Origin of the sequence: Nostoc sp. ChiQUE01b (genome assembly GCF_034531255.1) — a bacterium.
Lineage (GTDB): Bacteria > Cyanobacteriota > Cyanobacteriia > Cyanobacteriales > Nostocaceae > Nostoc.
Map to the genome: position 1 here is coordinate 1 of NZ_JAVRBM010000003.1, position 13,673 is coordinate 13,673.

The 13,673-nt window shown below is 42.8% G+C and carries 14 protein-coding genes; 6 read left to right on the forward strand and 8 right to left on the reverse strand.

Going from position 1 to position 13,673, the window contains the following annotated elements; all coding sequences use genetic code 11:
- Positions 1-143: 143 nt before the first annotated feature.
- Complete coding sequence (locus RMY63_RS03015; RefSeq protein WP_322727276.1) at positions 144-3,158, reverse strand: DUF1574 family protein; 3,015 nt, start codon at positions 3,156-3,158, stop codon at positions 144-146.
- 488 nt (positions 3,159-3,646) lie between these two features.
- Between RMY63_RS03015 and RMY63_RS03020 the strand changes: the two genes are divergently transcribed.
- The 3 genes from RMY63_RS03020 to RMY63_RS03030 all read left to right on the forward strand — a co-directional run bounded on the left by RMY63_RS03020 (position 3,647) and on the right by RMY63_RS03030 (position 7,500).
- Positions 3,647-3,901 (forward strand): hypothetical protein, encoded by a 255-nt coding sequence (locus RMY63_RS03020; RefSeq protein ID WP_322727277.1) that lies wholly within the window; start codon positions 3,647-3,649, stop codon positions 3,899-3,901.
- Between the two features lie 84 nt (positions 3,902-3,985).
- Positions 3,986-7,117 carry a phosphoenolpyruvate carboxylase gene (locus RMY63_RS03025; protein WP_322727278.1) on the forward strand — a complete coding sequence of 1,044 codons (3,132 nt, stop codon included), beginning with the start codon at positions 3,986-3,988 and terminating at the stop codon, positions 7,115-7,117.
- 128 nt (positions 7,118-7,245) lie between these two features.
- On the forward strand, positions 7,246-7,500 hold the full coding sequence (locus RMY63_RS03030; RefSeq protein WP_322727279.1) for a hypothetical protein: 255 nt from the start codon (positions 7,246-7,248) through the stop codon (positions 7,498-7,500).
- Positions 7,501-7,517: 17 nt separating this feature from the next.
- Here RMY63_RS03030 and RMY63_RS03035 read toward each other — a convergent pair whose 3' ends face one another.
- Positions 7,518-7,667, reverse strand: coding sequence for a hypothetical protein (locus RMY63_RS03035; protein ID WP_322727280.1), 150 nt, complete (start codon positions 7,665-7,667; stop codon positions 7,518-7,520).
- Here RMY63_RS03035 and RMY63_RS03040 point away from each other — a divergent pair.
- Complete coding sequence (locus tag RMY63_RS03040; RefSeq protein WP_100898458.1) at positions 7,666-7,971, forward strand: DUF4090 family protein; 306 nt, start codon at positions 7,666-7,668, stop codon at positions 7,969-7,971. The genes RMY63_RS03035 and RMY63_RS03040 overlap by 2 nt on opposite strands.
- A 9-nt stretch (positions 7,972-7,980) precedes the next feature.
- On the opposite strand, the gene RMY63_RS03045 is transcribed toward RMY63_RS03040, so the two are convergent.
- From RMY63_RS03045 to RMY63_RS03055, 3 genes are all read right to left on the reverse strand, one after another.
- Positions 7,981-8,193, reverse strand: coding sequence for a hypothetical protein (locus RMY63_RS03045; protein ID WP_322727281.1), 213 nt, complete (start codon positions 8,191-8,193; stop codon positions 7,981-7,983).
- A gap of 8 nt (positions 8,194-8,201) precedes the next feature.
- Entirely contained in the window at positions 8,202-8,966 is a 765-nt protein-coding gene (locus tag RMY63_RS03050) for a ferritin-like domain-containing protein (protein ID WP_322727282.1), read from the reverse strand.
- A 216-nt stretch (positions 8,967-9,182) separates the two neighbouring features.
- Complete coding sequence (locus RMY63_RS03055) at positions 9,183-9,392, reverse strand: hypothetical protein (RefSeq protein ID WP_322727283.1); 210 nt, start codon at positions 9,390-9,392, stop codon at positions 9,183-9,185.
- A 380-nt stretch (positions 9,393-9,772) separates the two neighbouring features.
- Here RMY63_RS03055 and RMY63_RS03060 point away from each other — a divergent pair, with 380 nt between their 5' ends.
- Together RMY63_RS03060 and RMY63_RS03065 are read left to right on the forward strand one after the other, a co-directional pair.
- Positions 9,773-10,144, forward strand: a complete 372-nt coding sequence (locus RMY63_RS03060; RefSeq protein WP_322727425.1) for a hypothetical protein — start codon at positions 9,773-9,775, stop codon at positions 10,142-10,144.
- A gap of 264 nt (positions 10,145-10,408) precedes the next feature.
- Positions 10,409-10,852 (forward strand): hypothetical protein, encoded by a 444-nt coding sequence (locus RMY63_RS03065; protein WP_322727284.1) that lies wholly within the window; start codon positions 10,409-10,411, stop codon positions 10,850-10,852.
- Positions 10,853-11,146: 294 nt separating this feature from the next.
- Here the strand turns inward: RMY63_RS03065 and RMY63_RS03070 are convergent, their stop codons facing one another.
- From RMY63_RS03070 to RMY63_RS03080, 3 genes are all read right to left on the reverse strand, one after another.
- Entirely contained in the window at positions 11,147-11,926 is a 780-nt protein-coding gene (locus RMY63_RS03070) for a hypothetical protein (RefSeq protein WP_322727285.1), read from the reverse strand.
- A 215-nt stretch (positions 11,927-12,141) separates the two neighbouring features.
- Positions 12,142-12,978: a protein-glutamate O-methyltransferase CheR gene (locus RMY63_RS03075; protein ID WP_322727426.1), complete on the reverse strand. Its 837-nt coding sequence runs from the start codon at positions 12,976-12,978 to the stop codon at positions 12,142-12,144.
- Between the two features lie 31 nt (positions 12,979-13,009).
- The gene (locus RMY63_RS03080; RefSeq protein ID WP_322727286.1) at positions 13,010-13,555 is read right to left on the reverse strand and encodes a hypothetical protein; all 546 of its coding nucleotides are present in this window, start codon (positions 13,553-13,555) and stop codon (positions 13,010-13,012) included.
- Between the last annotated feature and the right edge of the window lie 118 nt (positions 13,556-13,673).

Sequence of the window (13,673 nt, forward strand, 5' to 3'; positions counted from 1 at the left end):
CATTTGTCATTTGTCATTTGTCATTTGTCATTTGTCATTTGTCATTTGTCATTGGGCATGGCTTTAGTAATCCCCCTTGTCTCCCTGCTCCCCTGCTTCCCCTGCTTCCCCTGCTCCCCCTGCTTCCCCTACTCCCCACTCCCTTACTTCACTGGCCAAGGAATCATCGGATCGTTAGCTAGCTTTTTCGAGACTTCGTATGCACCAAAGCGGTTGAGGTGGCTAGGATCAGAAAAGAAATCATTTACTTTTGTCCACTGTTGGCTCAAATCACGATAAATAAAGTTGGGATTAGTAGCCAAACGTAACATATATTGCTGAAATTGTTGCTCATATTGCTTACGCACTGGATCTAAATAATCTCCCGTCAGAGGCATATTCACAAATACTAAGGAGATTTTATGAGACTGGGTAAACTGAAGCACTTCTTGAAAAGCAGTATCTTGCTGTCCTTCTACTTGGAAAGATTTATAGTCGCTGTCATAATTTCCGGTAACTCTAGAATGTTTTTGATAGTATCTCGCGGGGTTAAAGCGAATAGATAAGGGTAGAAAGCCATCAAAGTCAACCGCTTGCTGGGAAATACTTTCATCTGAAGTACCGTCTGTCAACTGTTTTTGTGATGCAACTGTCTGATTATTACCAAATATGAGTAATTGTTTTTGTAGTAAACTTTTAATTTGGTCGCGGTTTTGATAGCTAACAGAAACAGATGCTAGAGCCTGATTTAACGATTGATTGACAGCTTCATAAGTACTAATCTCCTGTTTTTCTTCGTTTGTTTTTTGTTCTCCCGAATTTACCGTATTTTCTGGCAAATCATCGCTACTTGCCGTTGTTGGTGTTTTTTCAAATGCTTGTTTATAACCAGCTGATGCAGCAAGCGATTTAAAAGTAATATCCTCGCGCCCACCGTTGAAAGCACGCGCACCATCTGCCCAGATAATTATTTTGGGTAGTTCTGATGGTTCTAGTACATGACGAATCACAAAGTCTACAACTTGTGCCGTAGCACCGTTAATCCCAAAGTTGAACACATCAAGATTTGGATAGCCTTGAGTCGCTAAAGCTTTAGAAAGTGCTGCGGGATCTACTCCTCTGAGGGCGCGAGAGGAGCCAATAATCAATATATCTGGCGGACTACCAGTTCTAGCTAAACGCTGTTTATACAGTGCTAGTTGCTCGTCTAACTGTCTGACATTAAAACTTGGCATCTGCGATCGCGCTGCTAAAAGAATAGCTGTTGCGGTTGCTTTTTCCTTCAGTGGTGCGGCTGCCAAATTATTTTTTGGGCTATCATCACTCTGGGTAAATTCCGAAGCATTAAATACAGAACTCTGATTTGGAGGAGATTTTGTCTTGGAAGGGCTGGTAAAAAATATCGTTTTTTCGCTCTGATTTTTTCCAGATGTCAAAGATGCCTTTTGCTCGGAAGATGATGGAAGGGTGGCACTAGCGACTTTTGGCGAACTGGGCGTATTACGTGCAATAATTTGACCCAATACCCAATCAGTTTGGAGGGTGAGCAATAATCCCAGTGTTCCCCAAACCAGAGCAGTTTTAATTCCTTGAACATCATGGTTATGTTCGGCTGACTGGTTGCTTTCGGTAAATAGCTGGCTTTTCAACAGGAATTTTCTCGCAGTTGAACTCGCCGTTGCTATCCAATCTCGCGCTACTTCTGTTACAAAATTTTGAACTTCTTCTGTGGTTAAGTCTGGGCGCAAAATTGGCTCACTAGTCTCAGATGTTACTAAATCGTTAATGTATATAGAAGTAGCAGCAAATTCTGGGGTTGCTTCTGGTACTAAACGTTGGCGATGTTCAAGATCGACGCCATAATGCCAAAAAGGTTCTTTATTCCCAGCACGGCGACCGTAGATACGTACTCCCATAATACCGGAAATTTTTAACTGGCGGATAAACTGCGTAATTTTACTTGCTACTTGTTGCCGATGTGGACAAACAGGTGCATCACACATAATGTGCAATAAACCATTTCTGTTCAGTAGAAGTACGCGAATTCCACCAGTCAATAGTCGCCAATCCAAATCAGGATTGAGTAAGCGCTCTAGTAAAAATACGAGCGCTGGTTCATCGCCAGTATTTGCCAAATCAAGTGGTGATATGGCAAAGGCGGGATGGTTTGCTGCGGGTAAAGCCAGCCAATCAATCCAAGTGGGTTCCTTGTCGCCTGCTTTTTGTCCGTATACAGTGGCGGCGAGAATGGCTTGAGGAGCGATCGCTTCTAGCTGCGGTAAAATCGCCTCTAAGCACATTACCTTGTCTGGGATCGGGGCAGTTCCTAAAGGATCGAAAGCTGGGATACAAAATATATGTAGCGTTGATTCTTTTAGAGAAACTTGGACACCAACTTTTAACCCTGATAGTACTTCAGCTAATAATCGAGCGATCGCTTGCACATCCCCCCAACGCGCCCACTCTTTCAGCATCACCTCTGGTGGCGTCAAATCCACCCGCAGCAGCCAATCAGGGGCAGTTTCGCCGCTTACCTGAGAAACAATTACGGCATCTTGGTAGCCAGAAAGCTTGAGATAACGCAACTTTTGTGCTATGGGTTCGGCAAGCAAAGATGCATCAGGGCTATAGCTTGACTGGCAAAATATCCACAGGCGATTTTCTTCTGGCTGAGAATTCTTTGGCTTATGTAGCTTAATTTTTGCCTGTACTGATACACCTAACGTACTCAGAGTTTCGCTCAGATATCGAGCGATCGCTTCTGGATTGCCTTGGCGTGCCAAACTTTCGTTAGAGACAATTAGCGCCCCACCCGATTGTTTTGATTTTTCCGAGTCTGCTAGCAGCGCTTGCTGTACCTGATCGAGATGCTTATCTATTTGATTTAACTGAACCCGATGGCACCATGAGGGGCGCTGTTCTCCTTTTCTGCGGCCATAGACAAATACTTGATATATTGAGGTTTGTTCGCTGTTTGTGAGGATATCTAAGTTTGTTTGCTGTAGTGCTTGCAGCAAATCAGACAAAGTACGCCAACGCTGCGGACATTCTGTACCTTCACAAAGAATATGAAGGTCATTTCCCCGCAACCGGACTTTCACTCCGAAAGTGTTGATCCCTGTTGCTTGGCTTACCCATTGCACTAAGGATTGCTGGCGATCTGGTACTACTGTTTTCATGCTCAGTTAACTTTACAGTCAGCGATGGTTGGGAGATAGTGCCTGCACTTGTAAACTAGAACCATAGGTTTATCACACTCTGACGTTTTTTTTTAACAATTTTGTTACCTTCGTAGCTCACAAAATCGGCCAAGATAGTCTTGTATAGGTTGCAAGTCTGACTAATGTTGAGTTTTGCGTTTATTTTACTAATAGGGAGTTAGAAATCAGAAGTTAGGAGAGACGCGATTAATCGCGTCTGTACAAGATTTAGGAGTTAGGAGTCAGAATAATTCTATATGACTGGCTGATGACTTGTCCTTTAAAGCCGGATTTGTGTCCTACTACGCTAATGCTCCGGATCGGCTAAACAAATAATAAGCTTATCTCATTTCAACTCTCTCCCTTTATCGTTGGAGTCATCTTAACTCTGAACTCTTAACTCCTAACTCCTAACTCTGAACTCCTAACTTCTTCTTACTCATAATTCCCATAACCAAAAATTAGCAATGCCTCCTACCAACCAACAGTCTTCACCTAAACCCGCATCCAATCTGGATTTGTTTCCCATTTCTCAATCGTTCCTTTTACAAATAGGTACAGCGTCTATATTACTGCTGCTGATTACTGGAAAAACTACAGTAAGAGCACTAGAAGCCATAGGAGAAGCTAGTGAAGAATTATTTCGAGGCGATCGCCTACCCAATCTAGACTTCCCAGATGAACCCGAAATCAATCAAGATGAGAAGATATACACCAAATAATTATTTGCTCAGGAACAACCCGGTGAGCATTAAGTGCAAAACCTAGAACCGTAAACAGTAATTAGCTTTACAAGAATAGAGAATATGGGTTCCCTTTTATACTCTTCGTCTCAAACTGCTGATATATACCCGGTGTCGGAATTATTTTTGCGCCATCGTCTCCAGGTAGTGGAAGAATTGTGGGAGTCAGTTCTCCGGCAAGAATGCGGTCAAAATATGGTGGACTTGTTGCGTGAGTTGCGCGATTTATGTTCGCCAGAAGGACAAGCAACAAATGACCAAGCATCCTCAGCCGTCAAATTAATTGAACAACTAAATATCAACGAAGCAATTCGCGCGGCTCGTGCTTTCGCTCTGTATTTTCAGTTGATTAACATCATCGAGCAGGAATACGAACAACGGCAGCAATTGAGTCGGTATGAGGCAGAAACAGAGGCTATGGAGCCAGAAACACCAGCCAATGTTAACTATTCGTCTAATCAAAGAGAAGATGATGCGCCTGTTAGCAAGGGAATAGCAGCAGCCTTCTTGAAAAAAAGTTATCTAGAAAAAGCGCCAGTCAAACCAAAAGGTACTTTTGCTGCCTTGTTTCCCTATTTATTCAAACTGAATGTCCCACCCCAGCAAATTCAACGTCTAATTGCTCATCTGGATGTACGCTTAGTTTTTACAGCCCACCCGACGGAAATTGTTCGTCATACCATCCGAGATAAGCAGCGACAAGTAGTACAACTTTTGCAAAAACTGGATGCCTTGGAAAACCATTCCGGGACTACGCCAGGAGCGTATTCTTGGGAAGCAGTAGATGTCCGTGAACAATTGCTCGAAGAGATTCGCCTGTGGTGGCGTACAGACGAACTTCACCAGTTCAAACCCACAGTACTAGATGAAGTAGATTATGCCCTGCACTACTTCCAAGAAGTTTTATTTGATGGCATTCCCCAACTGTATAAACGTTTTAAACACACTCTATCCAATACCTTTCCTTGGCTAGAACCACCGAGTAAAAACTTTTGCTCTTTTGGCTCCTGGGTAGGCTCAGACAGAGACGGGAACCCATCAGTTACACCCGAAATCACCTGGAAAACAGCTTGCTATCAGCGCAAAATGGTGCTAGGGAGATATATTCAGTCAGTGAAAAATCTGATTGAATTGTTGAGTGTGTCGATGCACTGGAGTGATGTTTTACCAGACTTACTGGAATCTCTAGAATTGGATCAGTCCCAGTTGAGTGAAGTCTACGACGCACTGGCGCTGCGTTATCGACAAGAACCTTATCGGTTGAAACTGGCTTACGTGCTGAAACGGCTGGAAAATACTCGCGATCGCAATCTAGCTTTGTACAATCGGGAAACGCCAAAAAATCCAGACAGCCCCCTGTACCGTTCGGGAGCCGATTTTTTAGCAGAACTGCGAATGATTCAGCGCAACTTGACAGAAACAGGTTTAAGTTGTCGAGAATTAGAAAATCTAATCTGTCAGGTAGAAATTTTTGGCTTTAACTTGACACAGTTAGATATTCGCCAAGAGTCATCCCGTCACGCCGACGCGCTCAATGAGATCCTGGAATACCTGCAAATATTACCCCAACCTTACAACGAACTATCCGAGGAGCAAAGAGTTGCTTGGCTCACAGGCGAACTGCAAACCCGAAGGCCATTAATTCCGGCAGAATTGCCATTTTCCGAAAAAACCAACGATGTCATTGAAACCTTTCGCATCGTGCGATCGCTGCAACAAGAATTTGGTCTAAATATCTGCCAAACTTACATTATCAGCATGTGCCGCGACGTGAGCGACGTGCTGGAAGTATTGCTTTTAGCCAAAGAAGCCAGACTTTTTGACCCCGCCATTGCCGTCGGAACTATTCAAGTTATCCCCCTATTTGAGACAGTAGAAGATTTACAACGCTCCAGAAGCGTCATGCGAAAACTGTTTGAACTGCCGTTATATCGCGCTTTGTTAGCAGGTGGTTACGAACAGACAAAAACACAAGGTACAGATGAAAATTCACCCTCCCCTGCTCCCCCTGCTCCCCCTGCCTCCCCTGCCTCCCCTGCCCCCCCTGCCCCCCTGCTCCCCTGCTCCCCTGCCTCCTCCATCACCCCCAACTTACAAGAAGTAATGCTGGGGTATTCTGACAGCAACAAAGACTCTGGTTTTTTAAGTAGCAACTGGGAAATTCATAAAGCTCAAAAATCATTGCAAGAAATAGCAGAAAGCTACGATTTGAATTTGCGGATTTTCCACGGACGCGGCGGTTCTGTGGGACGAGGTGGCGGCCCCGCTTACGAGGCAATTTTGGCTCAACCGGGTCATAGTATCAATGGGCGAATCAAGATTACCGAACAAGGAGAAGTTTTAGCTTCCAAATATTCCTTGTTAGACTTGGCTTTGTACCACATGGAAACCATCACCACGGCTGTGATTCAAGCCAGTCTTCTGCGGACAGGGTTTGATGATATTGAACCTTGGAATGAGATTATGGAAGAATTAGCAGTGCGATCGCGTCAACATTATCGTGCCCTAATCTACGAACAACCTGATTTTGTTGACTTTTTTCACCAAGTAACTCCCATTGAAGAAATTAGCCAGCTACAAATTAGTTCCCGTCCAGCCCGCCGTCCATCTGGTAAGAAAGATTTAAGCAGTCTGCGAGCTATTCCTTGGGTATTTAGCTGGACACAAAGCCGCTTTTTGCTTCCTTCGTGGTACGGCGTTGGCACAGCTGTACAAGAATTCTTGAACGAAGAACCAGAAGAACACTTGAAATTGCTGCGCTACTTTTACGTTAAGTGGCCCTTTTTCAAGATGGTGATTTCTAAGGCTGAGATGACCTTGGCAAAAGTAGACATCCAAATGGCGCATCACTACGTCCAAGAACTCTCAAAACCAGAAGATCAACTTCGTTTTGCCAAGGTTTTTGACCAAATTGCCAGCGAGTTCCATCTTACAAGGGATTTGGTGTTAAAAATCACCGATCACAATCGACTGTTAGATGGTGATCCTGTCTTGCAACGATCTGTGCAGTTACGTAATGGCACAATTGTCCCCTTGGGATTTATCCAAGTTTCACTACTCAAGCGCCTACGGCAGTCCCTAAATACTACTGCTACTTCTGGAGTCATCCACTCTCGTTACAGCAAAGGTGAGTTACTGCGAGGGGCATTGTTAACTATTAATGGTATTGCAGCTGGGATGAGAAATACAGGTTGATGGGGAGTGGGGAGTGGGGAATGAGAATGAGGGAGCAGGGGAGGCAGGGGAAAAATTTCTAACTCTTAACAAATGACCAATGCCCAATGCCCAATGACCAATGCCCAATGCCCAATGACAAATGACAAATGACAAAAAATAAAATTTTAATTTGCACTTTCTTGGCGGTGTCATCAGGTTTCTTTGGTGCTTATACAAGTGGACAAATTACCATAATGCTGCATAGCCAAAAGTGCCAAAACCAACCTTGGGGTTTAAAGGAGATGTGCAACGCTTGGATGACACCAGGAGCAATATGGCAAGGTAGCACAACAGGACTATGGACAGGCACTATCTTAGGGGCATTTGTTGGTGGTGTGGTGACGCGACAAGCTCGTGATTAATCTAATGTGATACCAATTCAATTAATGATTGCAACACATCCTTGGGTAAAGACGCGATGAATCGCGTCTCTACAGATTTTCAAATTGGTATGAGTTTGAGGGTTGGCAGCTTTGGTGTCAGCAAGGCTGGTAAAATCTACCCATAGCGAAGAAGAGAAAATCACCATGCCTACCGAAACTAACCCAGGAAATCAAACTACTACAGGGGCTGATGCGATTGATGAAGCGATCGCACAGGGAATTGATTTTGATGGTTCTCCCATTCCCCCTGCCAAGCTAGAACTTTATGGTAAAGTTATGGCGCTAGAAGGCAATAGACAGCGTAGTGGTGTATCTAATACGATGCGATCGCGTATTGTGCGAATTGGCGCAAAACACATTCCTCAAGCAGAACTCGACCAGTTACTCGTAGATGCTGGTTTCGCACCCCTAAAAGAGAAAGAAATTGCCTTTTTTTATAGTGGTAAATAAAGTTAGGAGTTAGGAGTTAGGAGTTTGGAGTTCGTTGAGATAAGATACTTTAGCGATGTCTGGCGACAAACTCTGACACTCCTTCGCACGGGAGATCACCTCATCAATCTTCGACAGCACTGCCCAAAATCCAGATTGGCTGGGAGAGTAACCACAGCGCATCCAGCAGTTGATGTCAGCATGATACTTTCTTAGTGTTGTCTGTGCGGAAAGTTCACACATCGACTATGCTACCACTGATATCTTTCTGGTTTCATTCGCTCCCAAGCAAAATTCATTTTTACCCAAGCATCCCGCCAGTAACTTTTAAAACTATGTCCTCCAGCTCTAAGTGCGCGATGATGACCAATCCAGACTAGAATCACTGGTACATAGTAAAGAAATTGCTGCATAAGATAAGTGAGCTTCCGTAACCATGCAGGGCGGTTTCTGTGTAGAACTGCCAAACGCTCGTATTGAAAACGAATATGCTTTACTTCGTCTCTCAATATTTGTTGACACAACTGCTTAAGAACTGGGGAATTTGTTGCGTTTTGAATTGCTTTGTAATAGACCAATGCTAGAGTTTCAACCATAATCACGGGAGTTGTCCAAATCTCCATTGTTGGGATTGCATAGCGTATTTTCCGAAACAGCGTGTCGCCCCAGTTACGCTGTAACCGAGGAATTTGGGCAAGGTCTAGAAACCGTCCTAAGTCGCCTCCGTGACGTTGTTCTTCTTTGATGAATAGTTCTATTACATCAACATATCTGGGATCTTTGATGCGCTGTGCATAGTTTTGAGCAGTAGACAGTAAGTGCAACCCATCTGATGTCTCACCCAACTGCCAAGCTGCTAAAGAATCTGCTATGGCATTCTGTTCATCCTCTGTGATTTCTGCACCCCGTTTCCAAGGGATTTCTAATTGAAACTCAGCATTAGCTTTGTAGTAAGTGTACCACTCATCAGATGTTGTGATTGAAGACAAAGTAGGTAACAGCTTGTGAGGATTCATTAAAACTCCAAATGTGTGTAGGATTGTATTGTTTTAATGATTCCCAAAACTTACTGTAAACTCCTTAGATTGTAATTGCGATCGCCACGCTATCTAATGCAACCCCCTGCAATGCCATTGTTTCGGCTGACAATGCGATTAGACCTCTTGCAAAAGCCCCCTAAACCCCACCCCCAGCCCCTCCCCGCAGGCTCTTAGGGGAGACTTTGACGTAAGTCAAAGGCGGGGTGGGGTTCTTATTTTGGATTTATGCAAGAAGTCTATTGTTTGGACTGACAATGCCATTGTTTGGACTGACAATGCCATTGTTTGGACTGACAATGCCATTGTTTCGAGTGACAATGCCATTGTTTCGAGTGACAATGCCATTGTTTCGAGTGACAATGCCATTGTTTCGCCTGACAATGCCATTGTTTCGACCTGCAAAAATTAACTCACGCTTTTTTTAACAAAGTGTAGGGGTTTAAGTCCCCGGCTTCTATCAAGCCGCAAGTGTTGTGGCGGGGTCTAAATCCCCGTTACAACACGGAAAAAGCGAATTGCTCTCTTCTCTACGAGACGCTTTGCGAACGCAGCGTTAGCGAGTCTTCTCCCTTGGCGCTAGCCTCTCCCTTTGGGAGAAGGGGAGACGCCAAGGGCGAACGAGCGTCATTGCGAATTGCGTTAGCGCAGCGTTAGCGAGTCCGCGAGCGTCATTGCGAATTGCGAATTGGTTTAACCTTGTTCTATCTAAAAATCCTAATTTACTGTTAGATTTTTTGTTCTAATGGGCACATTAAATGTATACAGTATATCAGTATGCATATATGCCCGCCCAAGATAAAACCCGTCGTTTGCCTTCTCAGTCAATTAGTCAAGATATAAACTCATTGCACGGTTTGCAAACCATCAGCACATACAACACAACCCGTACTGATGCGTCTATAGAAAGCTTACAGCAAGCTTATCAAGCTATGCTGGCGCAGCAACAATCCGAAACTGAAAAACTAACTTTATATCGTGCTGCTGCTGATGCTGCACGATTAGCAGAATGGGAATTTCATAATGCTGTATTAGCCATGAAAGAAGTAATTCGCGGGCAATATGGCTCAGATAGCGATCAAGCTCAAGCCGTTGGACTGAAGAAAAAATCAGAACGCAAGCGTCCCAATCGTAAAAAGTCAGTTGCGATAGCGTAACTGCCCAGTGGAAGCGATCGCAAGTTAATAACTGAAAAGCGATCGCTAACTTTTCTCTCGGTGCGATTACCCATATTCAAAAACTGTAAACTGTTGAATTCGACCTTTAATTGCCAATAAATAATCTTTACTCAAAATTCAATCTATCAAAATAGTGAATTCATTTCATAACTATTGATGCGAGAACTTCTATCTAGGGATCGATATGACAAATAAGCTAAATGAAGTAGAAATAGTATACTAAATCACATGAGATTGTGTTGTATGAAATCCAATTATGTTGCAAAGCAGCTTTCCATTCTAAAACGCTGGATGGCCACAGCGCTGTTTTGTATGTTAGCGATCGCTTTTGTTTGGCAAGGTGCATTTTTCTCCAATACCTCAGCAATGGCTGATCCTGCTGGAACCTTGATTGCGTATGATGATGCAGATCGCGCTCAAGACAAAGCTAGTAGAGATGCAGGACGAACCAAAAATTTCATTGACGATACGGCAGATAAAGTTAAAAACGCTGCCAAGAGCAATGCCAGTAAAGTTGACCAAGCAACAGACAATGGTAGTTTTGTTGAGCGCAAAGCCAAGAAAGATGCCGCTACAATTCAGAGAAGAGCAAATGAAGATTCATCTCGGACTAAAGAAGCAATAGACAACACAAAGAATGCAGTTGAACGTACTGTTGAAAACATTAAGGATGCTTTTGGTAAATAGAGATATAGATATAGCAATCCTATTGGATTTGTGAAAATCAAAAGCTTTAAATTTCCGATTTCTCTAAGAAGTCGGAAATATTATTGTTTGCGAATAATTTTGGAAAGTCTCAGGTCAACCCCTGCGGGGAAGTCAAAAGGAGCCAGTGCGTTGGGCGGCTCTGCCGACTTGTTCGCGCAGCGTCTCCCCTTGGGAGAAGCAACTGGCTCTCAAAAGTCAAAATTGAAGCACGACCAGGATAAATCCGGGGGCTTGAATTAATGTGTGTCAAGTGAATATCATTACAACAAGGCGTTAAACCAAATAACTTGTATTAGGTACGATCGCAAAGAAGGCATACTCATACCAAGCAGTCCAGATGAAACTGCGAATCCATCGCTGACGCTTGTCGAGACTCAATTCATATTCAAACGCGCCACGAGATACATCAATGGAAGATAGATGAGAGTTGCAACCGCAGCCATGCTGATAAGTAAAACCGTATTTAGAAGCAATACTTTGCACCTTCATTTGCATAGCAAACACCTTACCCGCATGGAGTATGGCATCCCAAGCACGTTTATGCTCAATATCGCGCCGATCAAATCGTAAAGCACGTTCTTCAAAAACATGATCGCGGTAAATTGGTGCTAAATGTACGTGATAAAAGCTAGCAGGTAGTTCATAACCAAACTCATTAAACAAATCTATGCCAATGCGAGCCACTTTTACTTCATCAGCGTAATCTGTCCCCTTTGACTCCAGATCATGGAGAATCTCTGCAAAGTTCGGATAGCTGTGTTTGAGAAAGTCTTGCCCAAAAAACTCTAGGGTTTCCCATGCCAGTTGTGTAAATAACTGGGAAAATGATGGTATTAGGTGAGCTAGTTGGGGGCGATCGCTAAATAAATCAACATCACCACGTTCCAATTTATACAAAAATAACTGCGCCATCTCAATATAGCTTTGGGGTTGAGAAAGTCCGACACTCGTGGTTCCTCTAGCAATGTCTTGCCATATAGAAGGTAGTTGAGAAACATGAACCGCATTTTCTCCAGCAATCACTGCAACAGGAGGACATTCGAGAAGTTGCATCGACAATCTCCTTTAAGACTTTAATATGTAATTTACCTTAAGCGATCGCTAAATCTATCTTTTGAACACAATAAAAAATGTTTGACAGACTGTCTTTTGACAGTTGTATCAACAATGGGCTATACCTACGCAATTTTATTTATAATTTTTGGGGCATTCGGCATTAGTTATTTTACGATAATTCCTAATTCAGTTCCCCACTCAAAGCATTCTCTTCACCCACCAGCTATTTTCCTATATATTTTTTCACCCTTGATTAATTCTTCATAGTACTGCTCGTAAGAGGTGAACCTGATAGATTCTTGTCTTCCCAAACCTAAAATACCAAAGGTGCAAAGGCTATTATAAAACAGTTCGTGTACCCGTTTTTGAAGTACCTGATTAAAATATATGAGGACATTACGACAAAGAATCACATTAAACTCATTAAAAGAACTATCAGTGGCTAAATTATGCTGGGCAAAAACAACATTTTCTCTTAGAGACGAGCGAAAAATAGCATTGTCATAAGCTGCTGTATAATATTCTGAGAAAGATTTTTTGCCGCCTGCTTTCAGATAAAGGTGAGTATATTCCTGCATCATTTTCAGCGAGAAAATCCCACTTTTGGCATTTTGTAATACCTTCTCATTCGTATCAGTGGCATATATGCGGCAACGGTGATAAAGTCCTTCTTCTTGCAGTAAAATTGCCATTGAATAGACTTCTTCACCAGTTGAACATCCAGCGTGCCAGATCCGAATAAACGGATAGGTTTGTAAGAAGGGAATAACCTGATTTCTGAAGGTATTATAAAAGCTGGGATCGCGAAACATTGATGTTACATTCACTGTCAGAGCAAGCAAAAATCTTTCTAAATAGGCGCGGTTGTGGAGTAACCGCTCTTGCAATGCAGAAATATTTGCTACTCCTTCTAATTGCATGAAGCCTTGAATACGGCGCTTGAGTGAGGAAAGAGCATAATTGCGAAAGTCATAACCATAGTATTGATACACACCCTCCAAGAGCAAGTGTATTTCTATATCCTCCAAGATGGGTTTGGGCAGAGGCATAATAATATTCATCATTCATCATTCATCGGTTTCAGCTCAACCAAGTGGCTTTTACTACTAAAACAGCGATCGCAATTATTGAAATTCCAGCTAGCCATCTAACCTGATAGCGCAGATTTTTAATCTCTTGGCTCAGACTTTCTGTCTGTGGTAGAGAATATGGTTCCAGTTTGACAACTTCAATAGCTACTTGTTCGGGTGTTTTTTGAGGGTTTTCAAAAGAGACTTGTGTGTGTAGCCAATTAGTAATCAGTTGGGGACAGTTCTTTTTAAACCAATTTAAAGCTATGCTTCTAAAAACTGGTTTGGACATTCGGGCAATTAATTTCATCACCCTATTTAAGGGTTTCAGGCGAAGCTTTTGATTGATCAAATTGACTGAACCAACATCATAAAGACAATCCAGAATTAGTTTCACAGTGGCTTCTTCACTGTTAACCAAGTTTTGCAGTAAAAGCAGAACATCATGCATACGCTCTGCTTCCATATACTTTTCTGCCAAGTTTCCTGGAGGACTGACAGAAGGATTTACAGGATTTACAGTTGGATTTAGGGTGTTTTTTCTTACTATCGTCATAATATTGGTAATATAGCCGCCATAATAATGTCAGTACACCTATCTACCGAGAGAAAGATTTTTTATCTAGAGAGAGAACCTAAAAGCCAAAATTTATTCGTGAGAAACATGACTATAT